This window comes from Streptomyces sp. NPDC021012 (assembly GCF_044333355.1).
In the GTDB taxonomy this organism is placed as follows: Bacteria; Actinomycetota; Actinomycetes; order Streptomycetales; family Streptomycetaceae; genus Streptomyces.
In genome coordinates this window covers 356,598-379,291 of the sequence record NZ_JBIRQU010000002.1, presented here as the reverse complement: position 1 = coordinate 379,291, position 22,694 = coordinate 356,598, and the positions used below count along the sequence as shown (strand labels likewise).

General features: G+C 68.9%; 20 protein-coding genes and 2 pseudogenes. 8 read left to right on the top strand and 14 right to left on the bottom strand.

Features of this window, described 5'->3' with window-relative positions:
• Together ACH4TP_RS07080 and ACH4TP_RS07075 are read left to right on the top strand one after the other, a co-directional pair.
• Positions 1–642 carry an FxLYD domain-containing protein gene (locus ACH4TP_RS07080; protein ID WP_398436226.1) on the top strand — a complete coding sequence of 214 codons (642 nt, stop codon included), beginning with the start codon at positions 1–3 and terminating at the stop codon, positions 640–642.
• Between the two features lie 13 nt (positions 643–655).
• Positions 656–1,150: a DUF1269 domain-containing protein gene (locus tag ACH4TP_RS07075; RefSeq protein ID WP_398436224.1), complete on the top strand. Its 495-nt coding sequence runs from the start codon at positions 656–658 to the stop codon at positions 1,148–1,150.
• Positions 1,151–1,279: 129 nt separating this feature from the next.
• Here ACH4TP_RS07075 and ACH4TP_RS07070 read toward each other — a convergent pair whose 3' ends face one another.
• The 3 genes from ACH4TP_RS07070 to ACH4TP_RS07060 form a co-directional block, all read right to left on the bottom strand.
• Positions 1,280–2,545, bottom strand: a complete 1,266-nt coding sequence (locus ACH4TP_RS07070) for an arginine deiminase (RefSeq protein ID WP_398436222.1) — start codon at positions 2,543–2,545, stop codon at positions 1,280–1,282.
• 43 nt (positions 2,546–2,588) lie between these two features.
• On the bottom strand, positions 2,589–4,049 hold the full coding sequence (locus ACH4TP_RS07065) for a basic amino acid/polyamine antiporter (protein WP_398436220.1): 1,461 nt from the start codon (positions 4,047–4,049) through the stop codon (positions 2,589–2,591).
• Positions 4,050–4,565: 516 nt separating this feature from the next.
• On the bottom strand, positions 4,566–4,802 hold the full coding sequence (locus ACH4TP_RS07060) for a hypothetical protein (RefSeq protein ID WP_398436875.1): 237 nt from the start codon (positions 4,800–4,802) through the stop codon (positions 4,566–4,568).
• On the opposite strand from ACH4TP_RS07060, the pseudogene ACH4TP_RS07055 reads away from it, so the two are divergent.
• Both ACH4TP_RS07055 and ACH4TP_RS07050 read left to right on the top strand, forming a co-directional pair.
• Positions 4,779–5,054, top strand: a pseudogene (locus tag ACH4TP_RS07055) (transposase); the annotation flags it as partial. The gene ACH4TP_RS07060 and the pseudogene ACH4TP_RS07055 overlap by 24 nt on opposite strands.
• A gap of 67 nt (positions 5,055–5,121) precedes the next feature.
• Positions 5,122–5,772: a transposase gene (locus ACH4TP_RS07050; RefSeq protein WP_398436218.1), complete on the top strand. Its 651-nt coding sequence runs from the start codon at positions 5,122–5,124 to the stop codon at positions 5,770–5,772.
• A gap of 16 nt (positions 5,773–5,788) precedes the next feature.
• Here the strand turns inward: ACH4TP_RS07050 and ACH4TP_RS07045 are convergent, their stop codons facing one another.
• The 5 genes from ACH4TP_RS07045 to ACH4TP_RS07025 form a co-directional block, all read right to left on the bottom strand.
• Positions 5,789–6,592 carry an SGNH/GDSL hydrolase family protein gene (locus tag ACH4TP_RS07045; protein WP_398436217.1) on the bottom strand — a complete coding sequence of 268 codons (804 nt, stop codon included), beginning with the start codon at positions 6,590–6,592 and terminating at the stop codon, positions 5,789–5,791.
• Positions 6,593–6,654: 62 nt separating this feature from the next.
• Positions 6,655–7,494, bottom strand: a complete 840-nt coding sequence (locus ACH4TP_RS07040) for a formylglycine-generating enzyme family protein (RefSeq protein ID WP_398436856.1) — start codon at positions 7,492–7,494, stop codon at positions 6,655–6,657.
• 176 nt (positions 7,495–7,670) lie between these two features.
• Positions 7,671–9,011 carry an MFS transporter gene (locus ACH4TP_RS07035; protein ID WP_398436216.1) on the bottom strand — a complete coding sequence of 447 codons (1,341 nt, stop codon included), beginning with the start codon at positions 9,009–9,011 and terminating at the stop codon, positions 7,671–7,673.
• Between the two features lie 113 nt (positions 9,012–9,124).
• Positions 9,125–10,891, bottom strand: a complete 1,767-nt coding sequence (locus ACH4TP_RS07030; RefSeq protein WP_398436214.1) for a sulfatase-like hydrolase/transferase — start codon at positions 10,889–10,891, stop codon at positions 9,125–9,127.
• The gene (locus ACH4TP_RS07025; RefSeq protein WP_398436213.1) at positions 10,888–11,484 is read right to left on the bottom strand and encodes a PadR family transcriptional regulator; all 597 of its coding nucleotides are present in this window, start codon (positions 11,482–11,484) and stop codon (positions 10,888–10,890) included. Before ACH4TP_RS07025 ends, ACH4TP_RS07030 begins: the two co-directional genes overlap by 4 nt.
• A gap of 677 nt (positions 11,485–12,161) precedes the next feature.
• On the opposite strand from ACH4TP_RS07025, the gene ACH4TP_RS07020 reads away from it, so the two are divergent.
• The gene (locus tag ACH4TP_RS07020; protein WP_398436211.1) at positions 12,162–13,271 is read left to right on the top strand and encodes a hypothetical protein; all 1,110 of its coding nucleotides are present in this window, start codon (positions 12,162–12,164) and stop codon (positions 13,269–13,271) included.
• Positions 13,272–13,360: 89 nt separating this feature from the next.
• On the opposite strand, the gene ACH4TP_RS07015 is transcribed toward ACH4TP_RS07020, so the two are convergent.
• Together ACH4TP_RS07015 and ACH4TP_RS07010 are read right to left on the bottom strand one after the other, a co-directional pair.
• Complete coding sequence (locus tag ACH4TP_RS07015) at positions 13,361–13,597, bottom strand: hypothetical protein (RefSeq protein ID WP_398436209.1); 237 nt, start codon at positions 13,595–13,597, stop codon at positions 13,361–13,363.
• Between the two features lie 435 nt (positions 13,598–14,032).
• Positions 14,033–15,550, bottom strand: coding sequence for an ISL3 family transposase (locus ACH4TP_RS07010; RefSeq protein WP_398436207.1), 1,518 nt, complete (start codon positions 15,548–15,550; stop codon positions 14,033–14,035).
• A 348-nt stretch (positions 15,551–15,898) separates the two neighbouring features.
• Here ACH4TP_RS07010 and ACH4TP_RS07005 point away from each other — a divergent pair, with 348 nt between their 5' ends.
• Both ACH4TP_RS07005 and ACH4TP_RS07000 read left to right on the top strand, forming a co-directional pair.
• Entirely contained in the window at positions 15,899–16,498 is a 600-nt protein-coding gene (locus ACH4TP_RS07005; protein WP_398436205.1) for a hypothetical protein, read from the top strand.
• Positions 16,499–16,800: 302 nt separating this feature from the next.
• Positions 16,801–18,006 carry an IS110 family transposase gene (locus tag ACH4TP_RS07000; RefSeq protein WP_398436203.1) on the top strand — a complete coding sequence of 402 codons (1,206 nt, stop codon included), beginning with the start codon at positions 16,801–16,803 and terminating at the stop codon, positions 18,004–18,006.
• 44 nt (positions 18,007–18,050) lie between these two features.
• Here ACH4TP_RS07000 and ACH4TP_RS06995 read toward each other — a convergent pair whose 3' ends face one another.
• On the bottom strand, positions 18,051–18,575 hold the full coding sequence (locus ACH4TP_RS06995; RefSeq protein WP_398436202.1) for a hypothetical protein: 525 nt from the start codon (positions 18,573–18,575) through the stop codon (positions 18,051–18,053).
• 136 nt (positions 18,576–18,711) lie between these two features.
• Here ACH4TP_RS06995 and ACH4TP_RS06990 point away from each other — a divergent pair.
• A pseudogene (locus tag ACH4TP_RS06990) lies at positions 18,712–19,467 on the top strand (transposase family protein); the annotation flags it as partial.
• A gap of 886 nt (positions 19,468–20,353) precedes the next feature.
• On the opposite strand, the gene ACH4TP_RS06985 reads toward ACH4TP_RS06990, so the two are convergent.
• From ACH4TP_RS06985 to ACH4TP_RS06975, 3 genes are all read right to left on the bottom strand, one after another.
• A complete protein-coding gene (locus ACH4TP_RS06985; RefSeq protein WP_398436200.1) occupies positions 20,354–20,641 on the bottom strand; it encodes an aldehyde dehydrogenase family protein in 288 nt (95 codons plus the stop codon).
• A gap of 174 nt (positions 20,642–20,815) precedes the next feature.
• Positions 20,816–21,268 carry an SRPBCC family protein gene (locus ACH4TP_RS06980; protein ID WP_398436198.1) on the bottom strand — a complete coding sequence of 151 codons (453 nt, stop codon included), beginning with the start codon at positions 21,266–21,268 and terminating at the stop codon, positions 20,816–20,818.
• 451 nt (positions 21,269–21,719) lie between these two features.
• Positions 21,720–22,673 (bottom strand): helix-turn-helix domain-containing protein, encoded by a 954-nt coding sequence (locus tag ACH4TP_RS06975; protein ID WP_229842445.1) that lies wholly within the window; start codon positions 22,671–22,673, stop codon positions 21,720–21,722.
• Positions 22,674–22,694: the final 21 nt, after the last annotated feature.

The window sequence follows — 22,694 nt, the reverse complement described above, 5'->3', positions numbered from 1 at the left end:
GTGAACACCCCACTGCCCCGCCCGAGCCGGCCGGTCCGCGCCCGGGCGGCGAGCGCCGTCGTCGCCGTCGTCGCGAGCACGCTCGCAGCAGCCGGCCTCGTGTCCTGCGGCTCGGACGGGGACAAGGCCGGGAGACCCGCGTTCAGCGAGCACCCCACGGCGCCCGACACCGCCTCGTTCTCCGGCGAGCACCCCTCCTCGGTCGCCTCGGCGGCAGAGTCGCGGATCGCATCCGCGCAGGCCTCGGCCTCGTCCGCGGCAGCCTCGGCCTCTGCCCGGGAGGCGTCGCGCCAGGCGTCGATCGGCGCCGAGCTCGAACGCTCCCGGCAGGCGGCGGAGGACGCTCTGAAGGGCGTCGAGGGCAGGGGGAACGCTTTGAACGAGGTCGGGATGACCGGCAAGCCCCGGGCCGACACGAACGGCCTGCTCACCGTGGTCGTCACCATCACCAACAAGACGAACGCGAAGGCGTCCTACGCCGCCCGGGTCGACTTCCTCGACCCGTCGGGCAAGGTCGTCGAGACCCAGTTCGTCGGCGCCGAGGACCTCGCCCCGGGCGAGCGGAAGCAGTCCGTGGTCATCAGCCGACAGCCCCCCGAGCCGGTGCTCACGCCACGGCTCACCGCAGCGCAGAGGTACTGAGGAGGATCAGCGCATGTCCGAACTCATCGTCATCGGCTACGACGACCACGAGGCCGCGGTCAAGGCCTTCGCGACGGTTCAAAAGCTCCGTGACGAACACGTCGTCACACTGACCGGTCTCGCCGTCGTCAAGGTCGACGACGACGGAGAGACCCATGTCGACACCCCCGCGAGACGCGAGGAGATCGCCGTCTCGGCCACGGCCGGCGCCCTCTGGGGGCTGGTCTTCGGCATTCTGATCCTCACTCCGGGGATCGGAGTGGTGGGCGCGGCCCTCGGAGGTCTCATCGGCAAGCTGACCCAGATGGGCGTCGACAACGGCTTCCGGAAGAAGGTGAGTGATCTCCTCGAGCCGGGTTCGGCGGCCGTCGTGATCATGGCCTCCAAGATCACCGAGGACCGGTTCGCCGCGGCCATGGAACCCTTCGGCGGAACCGTCCTCAAGACCTCCCTCCCGGAGGAGAGCGAGCGGGAGCTCGCCGAGCAGCTCGCCGGTCCCGCCGCCTAGAAGGCGGGCCGACCCCAGGGGCCGTGCGACGTACCGCCGGCGGGACCCGATCGACGCCCGCGGTCCGCCGGCTCCCCGGAAGGGAGCCGGCGGACCGCGGGCGTCGGTACGCGGTGCGTCGTGGTCGGCTCAGAAGTCGACGGCGTCGCGGATCAGCGGGCAGGTCATGCAGTGGCCGCCGCCGCGCCCGCGGCCGAGCTCGGCGCCGACGATGGTGATGACCTCCACCCCGGCTTTGCGCAGCAGGGTGTTGGTCTGCGTGTTGCGGTCGTACGTGAAGACGACACCGGGTTCGAGCGCGACGGCGTTGTTTCCGCTGTCCCACTGCTGGCGCTCGGAGGCGTAGACGTCTCCGCCGGTCTCGATCACCCGGAGTTGCGGCAGACCGAGGCCCTTGGCGACGACGTCGACGAACGGGGTGGTGCCCTCGTCGATGATCTCGACGCCCGGCGCCTTGTCGCTCGGCCGCAGCGAGAAGGTATGGACGGCGTCCATGATCCTCGGATAGAGCGTGACGATGTCACGGTCCGCGAAGGTGAAAACGGTGTCGAGGTGCATGGCAGCGCGCAGTTTGGGCATGCCCGCCACGATCACGTGCTCGGCGGCGCCGTTCCTGAACAGGGCGGCGGCGACCTGGGTGATGGCCTGGCGCGAGGTGCGCTCGCTCATGCCCATGAGGACGACCCCGTTGCCCACCGGCATGATGTCGCCGCCCTCGAAGGTGGCCTGGCCCCAGTCCTGTTCGGGGTCGCCCCACCAGACGGTGGAGCCCTTGAAGTCGGGGTGGAAGGTGTAGACGGCCTTCATGAGGAGGGTCTCGCCGTGGCGGGCGGGCCAGTACAGCGGGTTGAGGGTGAGTCCGCCGTACAGCCAGCAGGTGGTGTCGCGGGTGTAGAGCGTGTTCGGCAGCGGCGGCATGAGGTACTCGCGTGCACCGACACCTTCCCGGGCCAAGGACACGTACCCGGAGCGGAACTCCTCGGGCAGATCGGCTGTGGACAGTCCGCCGATGAGGAACTCGGCCAGCTCGCGCGGGGCAAGGGAGTCGAGGAACGCGCGGGTGTCGTCGACCAGTCCCAGGCCGACTTCGTTCGGCACGACCTGCCGGTCGAGGAGCCAGGCCTTCGCCTCGGGGATCGCCACGGTCTCGGCGAGCAGTTGGTGCAGCTCGACGACGTCGACGCCGCGCTCGGTGAGCTTGTTGACGAAGTCGGCGTGGTCCCGCTGGGCGTTCTCCACCCACATGACGTCGTCGAAGAGCAGGCCGTCGGAGTTGGTCGGGGTCAGACGGCGGTGCGCGAGCCCGGGGGCGCAGACCAGGACCTTGCGCAGCCGTCCGACTTCGGAATGGACGCCGAGCGCGGACGGGGCGGAGCTGGTCTCGGTGCTTGTCATGGTCAACCTTTCCGAGGGAAGCCGGACATGTGTCCTGACGGGTTCAGAGCTCGATCCAGCCGGCGGCGAGGGCGACGACACCGACGACGGCCCCGACGACGGAGACCGCGCAGATGACGGCCTCGGCCGGGGAGAACAGATGCCGGTTCTGCTCCCTCCTGGCCTTGACGAACAGGAAGGTGGCCGGGGCGTAGAGGATGAAGGAGACGAGGACGAACTTGAGTCCGGCCGCGTAGAGGAGGAACGCGGTGTAGAGGGTGGCGAGAACGGCGACGACGAGTTCGCCGCGCGTGCCGTTCCCGGCGGCCTGCTCCGCCCGCGGCCGCAGCGCGATCTTCACGGCGAAGGCGGCGGCCAGAAGGAAGGGGATGAGACTCAGGGAACTCGTCAGGTCGAGGGCGAAGTTGAACGCGTCGTCGGAGAAGGCCGTGACGACCAGGACGATCTGACTGAGGGACGTCGTCATCAGCAGGGCCGGGACCGGGACGTCGTCGCCGCTGGACCGCCCGAGGAAGCGGGGCATGTCCTTGTCCTTGGCCGCGACGAAGAGCACTTCGGCGGCCATCAGCGTCCAGGCGAGATAGGCGCCGAGGACGGACACGATCAGGCCGACGCTGACGAAGACCTTGCCCCAGGTACCGACGGCGGCCTCCAGGACGCCCGCCATGGAGGGCTGCCGGAGTTCGGCGATCTCGCTCATGGGCAGGATGCCGTACGACACGATGGTCACCGAGGCGAAGATCGCGAAGACGCTGAGGAAACCCAGGATCGTGGCCCGTCCCACGTCCTCCCGGCGCTTGGCGTGCCGCGAGTAGACGCTCGCACCCTCGACGCCGAGGAAGACGAAGACGGTGGCGAGCATCGTGCCGCGGACCTGGTTGAACAGCGAGCCCGCGTAGTCCGCGCCGCCGAAGTTGTCCGCGAAGACGGACGGCTCGAAGTAGAAGAGCGCCAGGATGATGAAGACGATGATGGGGACGATCTTGGCGACGGTGACGATCCGGTTGATCGCGGCCGCCTCCTTCACTCCGCGGCGGACGAGCAGGAAGAAGCACCAGAGTCCGGCGGAGGACAGGATGATGGCAAGGGCGGTGTCACCGTCGCCGAGTGCCGGGGCGATGGCACCGATCGTCGACATGATCAGGACCCAGTAGGTCACGTTGCCGACGCAGGCGCTGGCCCAGTAGCCGAAGGCGGAGAAGAAGCCGAGGTACTCGCCGAACCCGGCCTTGGCGTACGCGTAGACGCCGGCGTCCAGGTCGGGGCGCCGGATTGCGAGGGTCTGGAAGACGAAGGCGAGCATCAGCATGCCCAGGCCGGCGACCGTCCAGGCGATCAGCGCGCCGGCGACGCCGGTCTCCTGTGCGAACCGCCGCGGCAGGGAGAAGACACCGGCTCCGACCATGGAGCCCACGACCATGGCGGTGAGTGTCAGAAGGGTCAGCTTGGCCGCGGGCGGGGAATCGCCGGAGAAGGCCTCGGTCTTGCTTTCCGCATGGGTCATGGCGTACCTCGTCGACGGGGTCTGTCGGTTGTTGGAGCGACTCCCGACCGGCCGGGGACCTGCTGCGGGCCGGGAGTCGACGGCGCCACCAGCCGGCCAGGACGACACGAACCCCGCAGGCGCTGCCCTGCTCGTCGGACTCCACCGATGCCCCCTGCCCAAGGAAGTGACGGTCGTCGATGCCGACCGCCCCACTGGAAGAGGAATCTAATGCCAAGGGTGTTATTTTGTCCTGATTTGTTCATCCATTCACTCGGGAAGGCCGGGACGGACGGCACGTGCCGGTTCGGTGTCGCTCGCGCCCGGGCGCCTGGGGGATCTGTGGCGTCCGTGGAGTGCCGCTCCTCGGCTGCGACTCCTCCCTCGCCAAGGTCGCCCTCGCTGCCTTCCTTGAGAGGGCCACTGCCTGCGCGCCGCCTCCCCTCACCCGGACCGGCGGCATCGCCCAGACTGAATTTTGGCGAATTGCGCCCGGACCTCCGGCAGGGAGGTTTCAAGTTCCGTGGGCGACAAGGGCTACAGGGCCACGCCGAGCGAGCCGAGGCCCGCCGCGGCACCGAGAACGGGCAGCGGCCGGCGATTCCGCTTCAACACCTCGACGTCATGCTTCAGCTCACCGATGTCCTTGTCGGTCTGGTCGCCGCGTTGGACGAAGAGCGCGAGCGCGCCGCCGACCTCCGCGAACCCCGTACGGATCTCACCGCACAACTCGGCCGGCTGTTCGCTGACGTGCGTCGCCCCGGTCGGCGTCACGAGCGGCTCCGGGGCACCCGCCCGACGATCGAGGATGTGTCGTTCCCCAAGTGCGGCACCGCGTCGGTGGGAGTGGCCCGGCAGTACTGCGGAGCGTTGGGCAAGCGGGCGAACTGCCAGGTCGCAGTCAGCGTCCACGCGGCGACCGACACCGCCTCATGCCCGTTGAACTGACAGCTTCACCTGCCCCGGGAGTGGACGGACGAGCCGGCCCGCTGCCGGACCGCCAGAGTCCCCGCCGACGTCAGCCACCGGAAGAAGTGGCGGTTGGCCCTGGGCCTGCTCGACGCGCTCGCCGACTGGGAAGCTCACACCTCCCGTGGTGGTGGCGGACGCGGGATACGGAGCGAGCACGCCCTTCCGTCCGGCCCTGGAGGACCGGGGCCTGTCCTATGCGGTCGCGCTGACGGGCAAGGAGGTCGCCCATCACGAGGCCGCGGAGCCGGACCGGCCGGCCTATGGCGGGCTCGGACCACCGACGCTGCCGCGTGACCGCACCCCGCCACAAGCCTTGCCCAGGCTGGCTGCCGACGCGCCTGTCTCCGATTTCCGTGAGGTCACCTGGTGTGAAGGCAGCAAGGGCCCGATGACCTCACGGTTCGCGGCACTGCGGGTGCGACCGGCGGGCAAGCAGGCCCCACGGGCCGCCCAGGACGCCGGCGGAGGGCCCTACCAGCGGGACGGGGTGCTGCCGGCACGGACCGTGCTGGTCGAGTGGCCCGCCGAGGAGACCGTCCCGGCCGGGTACTGGATCTCCAACCTGCCGCCGGACACGCCCGTCGAGGACGTGGTGCGGTGGGCGAGGATGCGGTGGCGCATCGAGCACGACTACCGCGAACTCAAACACGGCCTGGTCCTGGACCACTTCGAGGGCCGGACCTGGCGCGGCCGACGGACACGTCGAGGACGATGTCGTTGTCGGCGCCGGAACTGCCCATCAGCAGCGCCGGTTGGGTGGCGCGGTCGGTGAGGACGGCCGTTTCGGGTCAGGCAGCGGTCTGCAGGGCGGGCAGGTAGGCGCCCGACTGGCCGGCCGCGTTGGGGTGGAAGGACTGGCCGAGGGGCCAGTTCAGGGCATGGAGCCAGGGGGTGGCGTCGCACAGTTGGTGGCCTGTGAAGCGATCGGCGACGTTCTGGTAGGTGAAGCCGTTGTGCTGAGCGACCTCGTCGCGGATCACGCTGTTGAGGGCGTCGGCTCCGTTGTTGAGGGCGGTGCGCTTGGTGGTGCTGATGCCGGGGCAGGCGGGGACGGTGAGGTCGTAGAACCTCGGGTAGCCGAGGATCACGACGCGAGACTGCGGGGCGCGGGCGCGGATGGCGTCGTAAAGGGTGTCGAGCTTGCCGGGAAGCTCGGCGCGCGCGGTGGTTTCGGCGGTGGTCACGGCGTCCAGGCAAGCGCTGTCGCTGCCGAACAGGCAGGTCGACATGACCGTGTCGAGACCGATGTCGTTGCCGCCGATCGTCATGCTGACCAGTGTGGTGGTGCCGTCCAGCGGACTCAGCTGGTTGGTGAGGACGTCGGTGGTCTTCGCGCCGCCGCAGGCCTGGAAGTCGAAGGTGTCGGGGGTGGTGAGCTGGTTGTAGAGGTAGGGGTAGGAGTTGACGCTCTGGTTGCAGGCGTTGAGGTACGTGGTGGAGGATCCGCCTCCGGCGGAGTAGGAGTCACCGAGGGCCACGTAGCGCATCCCCGTGGTGGTGGCGAGGGCGGAGCCGGTGGTGGCGACGCTGAGGACCGTCGTCGTCAGCGCGGCGAGGACGGCGGTGAGGGCACGGACGCGGGTTCTGGGCATGCCGAGGGTACGGCTCTTGCGCATGAGGGCCTCCGGGTGGGTGCGTGCGGGTGAAGGGGTGTTCAGGCGCTGCGGGCGCAGCGGAATCCGGCGTGGCCGCTGGTGCTGTCGGGGGTGTTCGCGGTGCGGGCGGCGACGCGGTAACGGTTGCAGTACGAGCGGTGGCACAGGTGGGAGCCGCCGCGGATGACCTTCGCGGCTCCGGTGGCGGGGCCTGCCGGGTCGAGCAGGGGACCCTGAGGATGTTCGGTGGTCCACCAGTCGGCGCACCACTCCCACACGTTGCCCGAGGTGTTGTACAGGCCGTGGCCGTTCGGTTCGAAGGCGTCGACCGGGGCGGTGCCGCGGAAGCCGTCGGCGGCGGTGTTCTTCGCGGGGAAGGTGCCCCGCCAGATGTTGCAGCGGTAGGTGCCGTCCGGGTCGAGCTCGTCGCCCCAGGGGTAGCGCTTCTGCTCCAGTCCGCCGCGGGCCGCGTACTCCCACTCGGCCTCGGTGGGCAGGCGCTTGCCGGCCCAGGCCGCGTAGGCGGCGGCGTCGTTCCACGACACGTGGACGACGGGGTGGTCTCCGCGCCCTTCCAGTGTGCTGCCGGGTCCCTCGGGCCGGTTCCAGGTGGCGCCGGTCACCCCACACCACCACGGCGTACGCGGCGGGCGGGGGGCGCCCCGGCGCAGGGTCGCGGGCAGAAATCCGGCGAACACGTAGGACCAGCCGAAGCGTTCCGCCTCGGTCACGTGCCCGGTGTCGGCGACGAACCGCGCGAAGGCGTCGTTGGTGACGGCGCAGACGTCGATCAGGAACGGCCTCAGCCGAACCGTCCTGACCGGCCCCTCACCGTCCCCGGGAAAGCCCTCCGCGTCGTCCGTGCCCATGAGGAACGTGCCGCCGGGCAGCAGCACCATGCCGTCGGCCGGGGTGTCATGGCGGGGTCGTGGTGAGGAGAGCAGCGGCAGGGGGGCGGCGGACGGCCCGCTGATCCGGGGCTGGGTCGCCCGGGCCGGCGTACAGCAGGCGGCGGGCGCCCCGGCGGTGTGTCCCGTCCCCTCGTCGCCCCGCTCGCGCGCGAGGGAGCCCGGCTTCACGACAGAGCCTGTTCGCGTCGCTGGTCGAGCTCGTGCTGCATGCGGGCGGTGTCGCGGGCGTACGTGCGGTGCAGCAGCGTCAGGAACGCCCCGTTGACCAGCATCAGGACGACCAGGACCCACAGGAAGACGGGGCGCAGCCCGATCGCGTCGCCGAGGAAGCCGGCGCCGAGTCCGAACAGGGCCCAGGCGATCGCTTCGAACACGGAGACGTAGAGGGTGAAGGCCGCGGGCCGCAGCTCGGGCGGGACCACAGCCATGATCATCGGCCGGTTGATGCCCGGGTTGACGCCCTGGGCCACACCCATGAGCCCGAAGAACAGCGCGTACAGGCCGATGCCGTCGTAGTGGAACTGGGTGCCGAGGAAGGCGAGCGCGGCGAAGAGGACCTGGGCGGCCTGGAGCACGGCGGGCAGGCCGTGGCGCGGGCTGAGGCGGGCGGCCCGGTCGGCGGCGAGACCGCCGAGGACCGTTCCGGCGAAGTAGCCGATGCCGAGGGGCATGAGGACGACCGACGCGGTCTGGGTGGTGAAGCCGTAGACCTCGACGAGGAAGACCACGGCGAAGGAGAAGATGAGCAGGTGCCCGGAGAGCAGCCGGGAGACGAGCAGGACCACCAGCGTGGGGATCTTCAGGAGCGAGGCGACCTGGCGTCGGTTCACCAGGCCGGAGGCCTCCCGGGCGGTGCGGTCGAGGCCGGCGAGCTGCGGCTCGGCAGCGCCCTGGCCGGGGTCGCGCAGGTACCGCCGGAGCACGAGGCCGAAGAGGATGCTGAACGCGCCGATCGCCCACAGGCCCCAGCGCCAGCCGTCCTCGACGCCTGCCAGCTGGCCCTTGAGTGTGGCGAAGACCGAGGAGGCGAGCGCGGTCGCCCCGAACAGCATCCCTATGGCCCGGCCCCGGGACGGGCTGTCGAAGAGGTCGCCGACGAAGGTGGTGATGATCGGGTGGGCTCCGGCGTATCCCGCGGCGAGCAGGGTGGAGAGGAGGAGGAGCTGGGTGAAGTTCTGGGCGAAGCCCGCGGCCACGCCCCATATGCCCCACATGCCTGTGCAGACGACGAGTACCGTCTTGCGGGACCAGCGGTGGGCGGCCCACACCCACAGCGGTGTGGTGATCACGCCGATCAGTTTGCCGGCGGCGGTCAGGATGCCCAGGGCGCCGAGCGAGAGCCCGAGGGCCTGCCGGATCACCGGGAAGAGGCCGCCGATCATGCCGGCCTCGGTGTTGTCGACGAGCATGGCGCCGCCCAGGAGCGACAGCTGCCTCCATCGGCCGGGAACGTGGGTGGTCGGGGTCTGTCTCTGTGTGTCGGGATCGTGGATAAGCTCGGACATGACGCTTCGCTTCCTCTGTGCGTGTGGTCTCTTTTGCGGGAGATACCGGGGGAAAGGGATGTGTCGGCCGGTGACGGGGCGGCAACCCCGTCACCGGCCATTCCGGAGGTCTGTCAGAGCGCGGCGAGTTCCTCGGCGACCGCCAGAAGCGCGTCACGGGGCATGGCCCCGGCCGCCACCGCCGCGACGTCGATCAGCGGCATGGGTCCCAGGAGCTGGAGGAGCTCGGAGTCGAAGAGGCCGGGCAGATGCCGCCGCAGTACGACGGAGGCGACCGGGTCGGACATCAGCGTCCGCATCGGTGTCCGCACCGACACCCGCCCCACGGGGAACTCGTCGAGGCGCGGCAGCGGTTCCATGGCCAGCTCGGCCTGTTCCCGCTGGGCGCGCACCAGCAGGTGCTTCTCTGTCACCGGCCCGTCGGCAGGCAGCCCGAGCCGCTCGTACTGGCTCGGGGGTGCCTCGTTCGCCCGCAGCTGCTCCACCAGCAGGCCCGCCATCCGCAGCTCGGCCTCGTCGTCGACGAGCGGGGCCAGCTGCTCCGGATCGCTCTCCAGGTCGAAGAGGAGTGTGCCGTGGAGGGCGGGGTTGAGGAGACTGCGTCCGGGGGTGCGGAGAGTCGGCACTCCCTTGGTGAAGCCGAAGGGCTCGGCCAGTTCCGCGTCGACGAGTTCGGCCGGGCTGAAGCGGCCGCGCATGTGGGTGGGCATCAGCGTGTGCTCGAACAGCGGCTCGTTGTCCGGGGAGACGGGTGCCCTCATGTACACGTACCGCCCGTCGGTGACGTTGACGTGACCGCCGTGCGCACCGAACAGTCCCGCCTCGCGCACGGGCGTGTCCTCGGCGACCGGCAGCGGCACGCCTTGCATGTCGGCCGGGCGCTCGACGCCGAAGTACTCCAGGATCGTCGGCGCGAGGTCGATCGTCTGCACGAGCGCCTCGCGCCGCTCACCGGCCGCCTCCGGACGGCGCGGATCCCACGCGAACAGCGGGAGATGGACCAGCTCGCTGTACCAGGGCTGCACCCACTTCGCCCACCAGCCCTTCTCGCCGAGCAGGAATCCGTGGTCGGTGTTGACGATGAGGAGGGTGTCGTCCCAGAGCTCCAGCTCGTCCATGGCGTCCAGGACGCGGCCGAGCGAGCGGTCGCACATGGACAGCAGCGCCGCGTACTCGTAGCGGGCGTGGGCGACCTGGTCGTCGGTCTCGGTCACCCGCTTGTAGTCGGGCCAGTCGAAGTGCGGCCCGTCGTACTCGTGCGGGTAGAGGTCCTTGTACCGCTGGTGGGAGAAGAACGGCTCGTGCGGGTCGAAGGTCTCGATCTGCACGAACCACCGGTCCGCGTCCTTGTTGGTACGGATGAACTCCAGGCCGGCGTCGAAGGTCAGCGTCTGCGGGTGCCGGTCCTCCATCGCCATGTAGGAGCGGTTGATCCAGTCCTGTCGGTACGCGGGGGTGCGCATCCGCTTCAGCCCCTCGGGCATCTCGGGGTCCGCGACGTGGCCCTTCCACGCGTCGCCCTCCTGCCCGCGGAAGAACTCCCAGGTGTTGTAGCGGCCGTGGTAGGTGGAGCCGCCGTCCTCCCAGTAGTGCGGGTGGTCGCTCGCGAGGTGGGTGTAGACGCCGTTCTGTGTGAGCAGCTCCGGCATCGAGTCGTCGAACGGCTCAAGGGGTCCCCAGCTGCGGTGCAGGAAGTTGTAGCGGCCGGTGTGCAGTTCGCGGCGGGCCGGCATGCAGGGCAGCGAGCCTGCGTACGCGTTGTCGAAGGTGACCGCCCGTTCGGCGAGCCGTGCGAAGTTCGGCGCGTGCGTCCAGTCGGAGCCGTACGACGGCAGCATGCGCCTGTTGAGACTGTCGAACATGACCATGATGGCCTTCATGCGGAGGAGTCCCCTCTCTCGGTGTCCGGCGTTCGGTGGTGTTCCAGGCGGTGCCGCATGCCTTCCAGCCAGGCCACCCAGGTGTCGACCGCCGACGCCCCGTACGCGTGCAGCTCGTCGAACACCTCCTGGGCCAGACCCCTGTCCAGCTGGGGCGGCGGATCCTCGAACTGCAGGGCGCGGTCACGGTCACGGTTGCGGGCGATCTGGGCGCGCCGGTAGGACAGTTCGGTGTCGATCAGACGGATCGCGGCCTGCCGGTCGAGCGGGGCGGTGAAGGCGAACCTGGCGACGAAGTCCGGGTCCTGGAACCGGCTGGTCGGCTCGTACGGCGAACGCACCCACTCCCAGAGGACGTCCCGGCCACGCGAGGTGAGCCGGTAGACCTTCGCGTCCGGCCGCCCCTCCCGAGGGTCGACCTCGAACGCCACCCAGCCGTCGTCCGTCATCCGAGCCAGCAGCCGGTAGATCTGGCTGTGGTGGGCCCGCGACCGCAGGAACTGACCCTCCGTCTCCACCCATCGCCCCAGGTCGAAACCGCTCCGGGGACGCCCGGCGAGCAACGCGAGCAGCACGTACTCGAACTTCACCATCCGCCGCCCTCTCCCTATGTGCACTTTCACCTATGTGATGAGTGTTGTAGGTCCTGCGGAGAGGTCGGTCAATGGATTCGGCAGGCGCTTATCAAGGCTGTATCAAGCCGTTCATGATGTACGTGACCGAACCGGAGGGGTGTCGGGCGCGGTTTCGCAGGTCGCCGTACAGGGCCATGAGCTCCGTGCCCCTGTCGCGGTCCGAAACGGTCAGACCACTACGGAACAGGAACCACGGCGGGGCTTCGATCGTCGTGCTTCTTGCCGCTGTCCCGTCGAGGGGATCGTTCGATGGATGACGCACTACTCGTTTTAGCCCAAGCCGGTGCCGGTGCCGTTGTGGCGGCCATGGCTACCGATGCCTGGAGCCGTTTTCATCCTGCCTGTCAGCAGGGCTGGCTCCGTCCGGTTGAGAGTTCGGGCCATGGTGGCCAGCTGTGGATCTGCTGACCAGGGGCCTGTCGCCGACTCTCGTAGCCAGCTGTCCACATACCCTTGACCAGTACAGATACGAGGTTGGAAAAGGCTCAGGGCATTCGCCGGATCAACGACAGCCCCCGACTGCCCTGGTCCTTCCTCGCCCGCACCGGCCTCACCCTCCACCCACCACACCCACTGAACCAACGAAAAGATCAGTAGTCAGCGAGAGGATCCACAGCGGCGGTAAGGTCCGTTGCGTGCCCGTGAACCCGAATGCTCTTCTCTCTGAGGGCGCTGCGATACGCCTGGCCGGCGACAACGTCGTCGGTTGCGAGACCGACGGCGCCTCCATCCTGCTCGGCGACGCCGCAACGGTGATCATCGCGGACCCTCGGGACGGGCTCGAGGTGAGCGGCGTATGGAACGGCCGCCGGTTCCACCTTCACGGCCCACTCGTTGACAACGTCGGCGTCCGCCTGTTCGGACATCCCCCGGACTCTCCCGAATGGAGCTGGACCCAGCGCCCGGACGCCCGGCCGGTCCACCTGCTGACCCGACTGGCGGAAGGCTGCGTATACCTGGGAGTCGGCAAGCCGGGGCAGGCCAGATACACGGACGGATGCCTGGACTACGCGGCCCTGACGATAGAGCCGGAACTGACCCCGGAGCTCCTGAATCGGGTCAGGCCGCCTGCCGAACCCGAGACATTGCCGAACCTGGACTGGCTCACGTATATGACCGCCAGCCCGCTCGAAGCGCTGACGCGGTTCGTCGAAGGCTGGATCCCCGAGAGCTACCAGGACCTCGGCACGTTTGCCGGAGCCCCATGGGAAGTTCCTGAACCGCTTGCCGTCTTCTACCGGCTGGCCCGATACCGGCCCGCCCTGCAAGGCGTTCAGAACCGTCTGCGACCCCCACATGCGTGGCGGGAGGAGCACGACGGCCTGGTCGCCTTCGGAGACGAGAACCAGGGCGGATTCACCTGGCTGTTCGATCCGTCGCGCCCCGACCCTGACGTATGGATCGACCAGGACGGGTACGAGCTGCGCCGGGAGCACCAGCCGCTGAGCGGCTTCCTGCTCCAGTTCGCCCTGTATGAGGCCATGATGAACGCCCCCTACAACGCCCTGCGTACCGACCTGGCCGCCGAGCACGTCGACACGCTGACAGCCGCACTGACTCCGGTGCCGTGGGAGCCCTGGCGCTGGCCGAACGACTCCACACGCTTCTACGTCGCACCCGGCGTGATCGCCAAGACGACGAACCAAGGGCACGGGAACACCTCGGTGTGGGTTGGCGCGGTACATCGCAGCGTTCTGCGGCCGCTGGGGCGACTCGGAATCCCCTGGACCAACTTCGACGGCTGAGCCACCGACGACCCAAGCACCGTGTCCGGATCACCGCCCACGGACCGTCAGCTCCGAGTCGGATCCGCGAGCCCGCTCTGGGGCCTTGATCAGACTCGGAGTCCTGCGCGCTCGGCGATGTTTGTGTTGAAGATGACGAGCACATCGTCGGTGCACGGGTGGAACGGCCCGTCAGGCTCATAGGCGGCCGAGCGGCCGGCGGCGATCCACACCTGACCGGCGACGGTCCGCACGTGGATGGCCTCCGGCACCGGAGTCGGAGAGCCGTGCTCCTCGCCGCACCACTGGACGCGGCAGGACTCGATCGGGACGGTGTCGGCGTACACGTGAACGGGGCTCTGGCAAGAATTTCGTAGCCGGAGGTCATCCGAAGGTGCCATCGTCGCGGACGGAGAAGTGTTCGCAGCCGTCGTGCTCAAAACGCATGCGCCCGTCGAACCGGGAGTCGGCACGGGTGTAGGCCCCCAGTCAAGGCCCAGATCTCCGCTCAGCGCGATCCAGAACCGGCATCCGCCGCACTGCTCGTCGAACCATTCGTCCCGGTAGTCGGGGTTTCCCGTGGAGCGATTGAGCAGCAGCAACCAGCGCCCGTGGACGTCGTTGCCGTCTCCCCCTCCGTTGCCGTCCGTCTGCGGCCTGCCCGATGCCATCCGTTCCCTGCCCTCTCGCCGAATCCGCAAGGTCAATCTGCACGGAACCAGTGCCCAGCCGCCGGTTGATTCCTGCGACCCGCAGGCCATCGGCCCAGCGCGTCGTAGACATCACCTGCAAGGGCCGGTCGGCCGGTCCGCGTAGCGGCGGCGGAGGTGGGCGATCAGAACGACGCGATGGCGGAGGAGAGGGACGCCGGCGCGGCCGGCCATCAGTCGTTTCTGCAGCTTGACGTCGGTGATACGGCCGTCGTTGACGCCGGAGTTGTAGGGGGTGGTGATGCCCTGGGCGACGGCGTGCTGATCTTCACGAAAGGCTCCGGCGAGGCCGGCAAGAGGGGTCAGGCCGCTGAGTGAGAGGTCGTTCAGCCAGCCAGTGAGGGGTGTTGCGTCATGGTGGTCGAGCATGGCGGCGAACCGGCGGACCAGGTCGTGAGTCCGCCTGAGTTCCGGGCAGTGGTCGAGGAGTCGGGGCAGGCGGTCGTTGACGCGGAGGCTGCGGCGGTGCGGGTGGGTGGTGATCCAGCGTGCAACTTCGCGCGGGGAGGGCGGCCGCTCGCGTGGTTCGTCCAGGGGCAGGCCCCGCCGGAGGGGTGCGACGGCCATCTTCACGCGCTGGTAGTGGCCGAGGTATCCCTTCGTCTGGAGTTCCTCGTGCAGGATCTTCGCGCTGTGCTGTCCCTCATCCCAGCGTTGCTGCAGGTAGTCGAGGTAGGGGTCCAGGACGGAGGGCTTGCGGGGCGGGCGGCGCATCACCTCCTGCCAGGTGCCGGCCCGGGCGTATTTGCCGACCGTGCGGCGGTCCAGGCCGAGCTCGCGGGCCACGGAGCTGTGGCTCCGGCCGGTGCGGGTCAGGGCCTGAACGGCCTCGAACAGTCTGCGGGCATGCCGTGCGGCCCGACTGTCCTCCGTGTTGTTCCCGGCGGTCGCCTCGGCCGGTGCGGGATCGCTCTCGCCGGCCGGGGGCAGTGCTGCGGGCAGGCAGCCGCGGTGGGCGGAGGCGATGTCCTGGACGCGGCGGGAGAGGCCCTGCCAGAGGTCGAAGCGGTCGCTGACCTGCACCGCATCGGGGGCTCCGCCCGCGATGCCCTGCCGATAGGTGAGAGAACCATCGCGGCAGGCGACCTCGACACCGGGGTGCTCGCGGAGCCAGCGACTGAGCTGGTCGGCATCGCGGCCTTCCCAGAGAGTGAGCGGGAGTCGGGTGGTGGCGTCGACCAGGAGGGTGCCGTAGGTGTCGCCGTAGAGCGCGAAGTCGTCCACACCCAGCACCCGGGGCGTCACCAGCGGCGGAAGAGGTACCCGCATCAGCTGGGACAGGACGGTGCACCGCGAGAGCCTGATGTTCAAGATCCGCAGCATCCGGGCACCTCCCCGGCCCGCCAGCACCACGCCGACGTCCTCCACCAGACGCTGCAACTGAGGTGTCCGCCGCTGGTAGCGCACGGTCAGCCCCGCCACCTGCTCGGCGAAGGCCACCTTCGGGCACGCCGCGTTCTCGCAGTACAGACGGCGTACGGACAAGCCGATGCGCACAGACCGGCCTGCGAGAGTAACGTCGGCCAGGCGCCGTATGTAGCGGCTGTGGCACCACTCGCTGAGCCGGCCGCACCCCGTACATGGAGCCATTTCCAACCTGACGGCGGTGGCCGCGTGTGATGACTGAGCCCTTCAGGCGGCCGGTGAGCGGTTGATCTGGCCACCTGAGCGTTCGGCTCCTGGTAGTGCCTCCGTCAGTCAGGTCGCACTTTGGAACGGCAGGTGGAGCCGAGTCAGATCGGCGTCTTCATCCGCTGCGGGGTCCCCGTGAGCAGTGGGCGGCAGCCCGTTCGCTCGGAGCTGACCTCCTCGGAGACGAGCCGATGTTCACATACGTTGCCGACCGCGTCCGGACGAAGCCAGCGGCGTTGGAATCAACTGGGCGATCGATCCTGATCATGACAGGATGACGGTTCAGGACTGGGGAGGCGGGCCGGTATGGGGCTGGACTACAGCTATGAGATCTTCATGCCCCCTCGGAACGTTGCGAGAGCACTGACCCGGCTGGCCGAGCTCGCGCCCCGAGGTCGCGAGACGCCGCCGCTCCCAGTGACCCTGCCGGGCGGAGAGCAGTTGCTTGTACCGTTCACCTCGAAGTTCAAAAGCGAACCGGTCGACTGTTCATCAGGCGACTCGCTCGAACTGGACACCTCGATTGCCGTCGGCGTCGACGACGCGGTGCGCGAGTTCTTCCTCCGCGATTCCGACGGGGTCGACGAGCAGGGACGCGTCTCGGTCGGGTACATCTACCTGACGGTCAGGTTCTCCCCTGCACGGCACCCGAACTTTGCGTCGCTGCAGTTCACAGCCGCTTCCTCGAGCATGAGCCGAATGTTCGTGCAGTCCGCGAGCGTCAGGAAGGTGTTCACCGACCTCACCGCCACCACCGGTGGTGTGTGCTGCCTTCTTGACACCGAGACCGACATCTTCGACATCTGCTGGCTCAACGGCGAGACGTTCAGTGGCGAGACTGTTCCCGGCACTCGTTTCCCGCACCTCCACGATCTCGTCGCTGCCTGGCGCGAGCCGGTGGAGTAGAACGGGGACGACGCCCGCACGGGATACGACCCACCTGCCCGGTCAACGCTCAACCGGCCGGCTGAAGCGCTCCTTACCTTGTTGGCGGGTTAATTCCGGTCCTTCGTACGATCGGGAGCCCCAGGGGCCTGGGTGCGGCTGGAAGCGCTCATGCCGTATGTGTGGCTTTGACTGATAGGACGCCCAGCGCCCCGCGACGACACGGCCACTCATTGGGATGAGAGAACAGAGATCGCTTCGTAAGGACACGTCGGCGTGGTCGTCTGCAGGGACCAGTCAACCGATCGACGAGGGAGGCTCGGGTGCCCGAGCTGTGGGCGGGGACGGATGCCGGTAAGGCCGCGCATCATTGCACGGTGATCGACACGGACGGGACGAAGGTGCTATCGCGACGGGTGCTCAACAACGAGCCCGAGCTCCTGGAGCTGATAGGCGACGTTCTCGCACTGGCCGAGGACAGCCCGGTGACCTGGGCCATCGACCTGAACGCCGGCGGCGGCGCTCTGCTGATTGCTCTGCTGACCAGCCATGGCCAGCGGCTCCTCTACATCCCTGGCCGAACCGTCCACCATGCCTCCCGTGGCTACCGAGGGGACGGCAAGACGGATGCGAAGGACGCCTACGTCATCGCCGATCAGGCACGGATGCGCCGAGACCTACAGCCTCTGCAGGGCTGGGACGAGATCGCGGTGGACCTGAAGATCCTCACCGCCCGCCGCTACGATCTCGCCGCCGACCGCACTCGCGCGATCAACCGGATGCGAGCCCAACTGCTGGAGTACTTCCCGGCGCTGGAGCGGGCCTTCGACTACGCCGCCTCCAAAGCGGCACTTATCCTGCTGACCGGCTACCAGACACCGGCCGGCCTGCGCCGGGTCGGCCCGAGCCGGCTCGCGACCTGGCTGAAGAACCGCAAGGTCCGTGGCGCCCAGGCGATGGCGGATGCGGCTGTCGCTGCGGCGCAGGCCCAGCACACCGCCGTGGCCGGGGAGAGAACTGCCGCGGCCGTGGTCAACACCCTGGCCAGGGCGGTGTTGGCTCTGGACGAAGAGATTGCTGACATCGACGCACAGATCGCGGTCCGTTTCCGAGAGCACCGTCACGCGGAAGTGGTCCTCAGCGTGCCCGGCATGGGCCCGTTGCTGGGGGCGGAGTTCATCGCCTGCACCGGCGGTGACATGGACGCCTTCGGCAGCTCGGGGCGACTTGCCGGGGTCGCCGGCCTCGCTCCGGTCCCACGGGATTCAGGTCGCATCAGCGGCAACATGCGCCGACCACACCGCTACCACCGCCGGCTCCTACGCGTCTTCTACCTCTCCGCTCAAATCGCCGCCCGCTTCTGTCCCACCTCGAAGACCTTCTACGACCGCAAACGGTCCGAGGGCAAGAGCCACAAGCAGGCGATCCTCGCGCTCGCCCGCCGACGCCTCGACGTTCTGTGGGCCCTCATCCGCGACCAGCGAACCTTCGACGTCCTACCACCTCAGCGCGGTCTCGCCGTGGGCTGATCCCTGTTGCCTGGGACGGCGCGTGCTTGCTGCCGCGGTGCGTCTCAGTTCCTGATGAGAGGCTCGTAAGGGTGGCCCTCCTGCGTGAAGATGAGGACGAAGTTCTCTCCGATCCCAACAGCTACCTCCCGCAAGCGGGCCAAAACGTCTGCCTGGGCCGGAAGGTCGAGGCCCAGGGCTGCTGCGGCACGGTCTCTCCGGGCCACTAGATCCGGCATGTCCTCCAGGTACTCGGCCGCGAGCTCGCGACTCTCCTCATCCGTGAACGCTTGACAGTCGCGCCACCACGGGGCGACCAGCAGCAGCCTCAGGAGCTCGGGAAGGCCAATCGCGACCAGAGCCGCGCCTCCTTCGGAGTCGGCATAGAGGATGGGACGCTCCTCGCCACCTTCACCGCAGAAGAAGTACGTGCCCCCGGCGCCGTCGCCGGCGAAACCTTCGAGCGCGGCGCTCGAGGCGAGGTGGACTTCTTCGACATGGTCGCCCCTGTCCAGGTCGAAGTCACCCGGCCAAGCGAGAAAACGGGCAGCTTCGTCCTGTTCGCGGACGGCAGCGATCAACGATTCCATGGGCCGCACCCTAAGGCTCACTGGGTTGACAAGAATCATTGGGAATCAGTCACGTGTGGGAAGGAACTGCAGAACGACGAAGCTCCTGGTAGACGGGTTCTCGACCAAGATCGCCCGCAGCCACCAGGAGCTTCGTGTGCTTGCCTACCCGTCGTCGATCGACCTGTCCAGTCGCACCCTGCGGTATCTGACCGGGCGACTTGCTGCTCGGCGAGGGGAGATCGGGACCCGGTGGAGGCGTTTGACCGCAGGCCGTCAGGCTCTGCTCGCCCTGGCCCATCTGCGCTGTGGTGACACCTACACCCAACTCGCCGCCGGGTTCGGTGTCGGCGTCGCGACCGTGTACCGGTACATACGCGAGGCCGCCGAAGTGCTGGCCGCACTCGCACCCACCCTGGCCGAAGCGATGAGCATCGCCGGGACCAAGGCGTTCGTGATCCTGGACGGCACCCTGCTGCCGATCGACAGGATCGCCGCCGACACCCCGTACTACTCGGGCAAACACAAACGCCACGGCATGAACGTCCAAGTCTTCACCGACCCGTTCGGCCGCCTGCTGTGGGCCTCGCCCGCGCTGCCCGGCTCCACCCACGACCTGACCGCCGCCCGCACCCACGGCATCGTCGAAGCACTCACCCACGCCGACCTCAAGTGCTGGGCCGACAAGGCATACCAGGGTGCCGGCGGCTCCATCCGGGTGCCCTTCCGCGGCCGTCGCCTCAAGCGGTGGCCGCGTCGCCACAACAGCGCACACGCCAAAATCCGCTGCCTCGGCGAGCAAGCCATGGCCACCCTGAAGGGTTGGCGTCTCCTACGGAAGCTCCGCTGCGGCACCAACCGCATCACGCCGATCGTCCAGGCCGTCCTCGTCCTTCACCACGCGTCAGCGTCAGGTTGGAAAAGGCTCAATGCGCACGCCGGGCCGGCCAGAGCATCCAAGTGCTCTTCCAGTACTACGCCAAGTTCCTGAACGGTCTTCAGGAGCATTCCAACCGGCTCATCGAGGAGTCGATGCAGGCGTGGAGCCGGCGCAGCGAGGACGGCAGCCCCAAGGGCTGAGCCGCGATCTGGCCCGCGTATGACCCGGAACTGCTGGTCAGGACTGGGACACGGGTGGGATGAACTGGAAGAAGAGGAGTATTTCGACGCTTCCCCCATGGGAAGGGTCGGGCGCTCCCAGCAGGCGCCTGACCCGGGGAAAACCCAGGTCAGGCGCCTGATTTCGTGTCGTTAGAAGAAGCCGAGCTTCTTCGGGGAGTAGCTCACCAGCAGATTCTTCGTCTGCTGGTGGTGGTACAGCAGTTGCATCCACGCGGACCAGGGAAAACAGTCGATCGCGAAGCTTGTTGGAGGGGCGTGGTCCGGAAATGGCCCGGATCATCATCCGGTTGTGGGCGTCGACCGGCACCGGGCGAGCCGAGCCGGCACCTGTTCGACGTCGTGGTCGTCGGCCGACCCCACGAGCACGTGGTCTTGGGGGTCGGCGTGCGCAGGGGCGGTCGGGGAGGCATCCGACGTGGTGGAGGTGTCCGGGCCCCACGCCACACCCGGAGGTGTTCGTGTCCCGCCGGGGGCAGCGATGCCTCGATCACCTCGTGCAAGAACTCGGTACAGCGGTCTGCGGCCGTCCTCCGGGACGACCGCAGACCGGGGCAGCCCGGTTGGCCTGCGAGTTGTCGCGGGCGGGGGCGTGGTGGGGGACCGGCCTCACGCGATCCGGCAGATCAGTGCACTGCGGCAGCATTCCGCGTCGAGCGCGTGCCGGTTGTGCGCGCCCGCTATAGCAGCGATGGCCATCGCGTGTCGTGACACCGACATCTGCGGTATGAAGCGATGCTGCCCTCGTTGCCGAGGCCGTAGGGGGTGTAGTTGGCGATGCGCAGCGCGTCGTCCTCGTCGATCGCCGGGAAGATCATGGCAACCGGACCGAAGAACTCCTCACGTGCCGCGACGTGATCGGTGGTGAGCCCGGTGAGCACGCCGGCCGGGAAGTAGGCGCCGTTCCGCTCGCCCTCGGGTCGGCCTGGAGCTCGAATCGGTGGTGAAGAAGCGCTCAACGGCGACATCCGATCGATCCCGGTGAACGTGTTGACCGGCCCATCTCGTGAACGCAGACGGCACGATTGCGTACCGTCGGACTGCGACGCTTCCGCCGTGCAGCTTCTCTCGTCAGGAACCGCTGAGCGCCCTGGACGAATGAGGGCGGCCCCTGGTCCGACAGGCCCTGACCTCTCGCCGATCTAGGACACGTCCGCTTCTACGGCTGCCTTGATGCGCTTCCCGAAGGCCGGCGCGTCCTTGCGCGCCGCGGCCAGGGCCAGGCCGACGATGAGCTTGCCGAGGCCGTGGCCCTCCAGCTCGTTGTGGATGCGGACCCGCGTCCCACCGTCCGGCAGCGGTTCCAGGTCGTAGCCGCCCTCGCTCACCGTCACGAGGTTCTTCGACACCTCTGCCCAGCGCATCGACCGCGGCGGGTCGAAGGCGGTGACGCGGAACTCCCGCGAGGTCTTCATCCCCGCGTCCTTCACCGTGCTGCGGAACACCGTACCGACGGCCGTCGGCGACTCGGGGACCCGGTCGATCCGGAGCACCCGCGGGCTGAACCGCGGATCGTTCCGCCCGTCGGCGAGATATCCGAACACCTCGTCGATGTCCCGGCCCACGTCGACCCTCGCCTCGAACTGTCTGGACATGCCACTCCTCGTCGGGGCCGCACCCGCCCGGCGCAAGGGGCAGGCTCCCTCCAGAGTGGAGGACCCGCCCGCCCCACGCACCTCGAACCGGTCGGACGGAGCGGCTCGGCGGGAGGGATTGCGAGCGCGCGGCGGCCGACAACGGCAGATCCCCGAGACGAGTGTCGGCATCCCGCGGATGCTTGCCGAAGCGTGCGGTCCGGACCGCGCATGGTCCGGGAAGCGCGCCTGGAGCCGGCTACGCGCTACACGTGGCAGCCGGGTGATGTCGCGACGTGTCCAAGCGCAGGAGTGCCTGGTGGGACGATCTTCCCTCCAGGCACCCGACTTCCCTTCCCAGAAGAGCTCAAGCGCCTTGGGGGAGTAGCTGCAACAAAGGTTCTTCGTCCGCTGGTGGTGCAGCCGGTGAACCCGTGCTGACCCGCGTGATCGGCCCCGGCTCGGCGGCGGGTCAGATCCAGCCGCGGCGTGCCGCGACGACACCGGCCTGGAAGCGGTTCACCGCGCCCAGAAGGTCGTGGAGGCGGCTCATGCGGCGGCGCATGGTGCGGACCGACCAGCCGAGCTGGCGGGCTATGGCCTCGTCCTTGAGGCCGCTGACCAGCAGGGTGAGCACCAGACGGTCCTCCTCGCCGAGCGGGTCCTGGGCGGGGGCGTCGAGCGGCAGGGCCTGTTTCCAGCACAGTTCCCAGTAGTCGGTGAGCGCGTCCAGCAGCGTGGAGGGGCGGATGACCGCAGCGCGCACGCCATCGAGGTCCAGGGAGAGCGGCATCAGCGCCAGCCGGCGGTCCGCGATGGCCAGTTTGATCCGCAGGCCCGGCATCACCCGGGCCTGCTCGCCACGGCTCACGAGTCCTCGGATGTCCTCGAGCACCCCCGGCCACTCCAGCGCCTCGGGGGCGTAGACCGCGCGGTAGCGCACCCCGCGCCCCAACGCGTTGCTCTCCACCGGGTTGGACGTGGTCAGCGCGTACGGCGGCCGATCCAGTGTCATGACGTCCTCGCGCGCCTCCTGTTGGAGGCGGACGAACCAGCGGCCGAGCGCCTCGCGGCCGGTGGTGATCTCCACCTCGTCCTCCCCGGCGGTGCCGGCCTGGGCCGCCGCGAAGAGGCGGGACAGCTCGCCCGCCGCCGAACGGACCCGGTCCAACTCCGCGGTCCTCGTTCGCACAAGTGACTCGACCGCGGCTCCCGGCTCGATCGCCGCGTACCGGCGTCGGACGCCCGCGAGCCGCCCGACCAGGCCGTGGTCGTGCAGTCGGTCCAGTGCCCTGGCGACGCGGAGAGGGGAGCAGCCGAGGTCGGCGGCGAGCTCGGCCGGGGCCGCCGTACGCCGGGTCAACACAGCCCGGTAGACGCTCTCGTCGAACGGATCGATGCCTGCCGCGGTGAGCTCGTTCGTCATGTGCGGATCCTGGCCCACTTG

Coding starts and splice junctions, on each gene's coding strand:
- ACH4TP_RS07075 (WP_398436224.1), top strand. CDS start 656: ATGTCCGAACTCATCGTCATCGGCTACGACGACCACGAGGCCGCGGTC.
- ACH4TP_RS07070 (WP_398436222.1), bottom strand. CDS start 2,545: ATGACAAGCACCGAGACCAGCTCCGCCCCGTCCGCGCTCGGCGTCCAT.
- ACH4TP_RS07065 (WP_398436220.1), bottom strand. CDS start 4,049: ATGACCCATGCGGAAAGCAAGACCGAGGCCTTCTCCGGCGATTCCCCG.
- ACH4TP_RS07045 (WP_398436217.1), bottom strand. CDS start 6,592: ATGCCCAGAACCCGCGTCCGTGCCCTCACCGCCGTCCTCGCCGCGCTG.
- ACH4TP_RS07040 (WP_398436856.1), bottom strand. CDS start 7,494: ATGGTGCTGCTGCCCGGCGGCACGTTCCTCATGGGCACGGACGACGCG.
- ACH4TP_RS07035 (WP_398436216.1), bottom strand. CDS start 9,011: ATGTCCGAGCTTATCCACGATCCCGACACACAGAGACAGACCCCGACC.
- ACH4TP_RS07030 (WP_398436214.1), bottom strand. CDS start 10,891: ATGAAGGCCATCATGGTCATGTTCGACAGTCTCAACAGGCGCATGCTG.
- ACH4TP_RS07025 (WP_398436213.1), bottom strand. CDS start 11,484: ATGGTGAAGTTCGAGTACGTGCTGCTCGCGTTGCTCGCCGGGCGTCCC.
- ACH4TP_RS07010 (WP_398436207.1), bottom strand. CDS start 15,550: ATGGCTCCATGTACGGGGTGCGGCCGGCTCAGCGAGTGGTGCCACAGC.
- ACH4TP_RS07005 (WP_398436205.1), top strand. CDS start 15,899: ATGGGGCTGGACTACAGCTATGAGATCTTCATGCCCCCTCGGAACGTT.
- ACH4TP_RS06995 (WP_398436202.1), bottom strand. CDS start 18,575: ATGGAATCGTTGATCGCTGCCGTCCGCGAACAGGACGAAGCTGCCCGT.
- ACH4TP_RS06985 (WP_398436200.1), bottom strand. CDS start 20,641: ATGTCGCCGTTGAGCGCTTCTTCACCACCGATTCGAGCTCCAGGCCGA.
- ACH4TP_RS06980 (WP_398436198.1), bottom strand. CDS start 21,268: ATGTCCAGACAGTTCGAGGCGAGGGTCGACGTGGGCCGGGACATCGAC.
- ACH4TP_RS06975 (WP_229842445.1), bottom strand. CDS start 22,673: ATGACGAACGAGCTCACCGCGGCAGGCATCGATCCGTTCGACGAGAGC.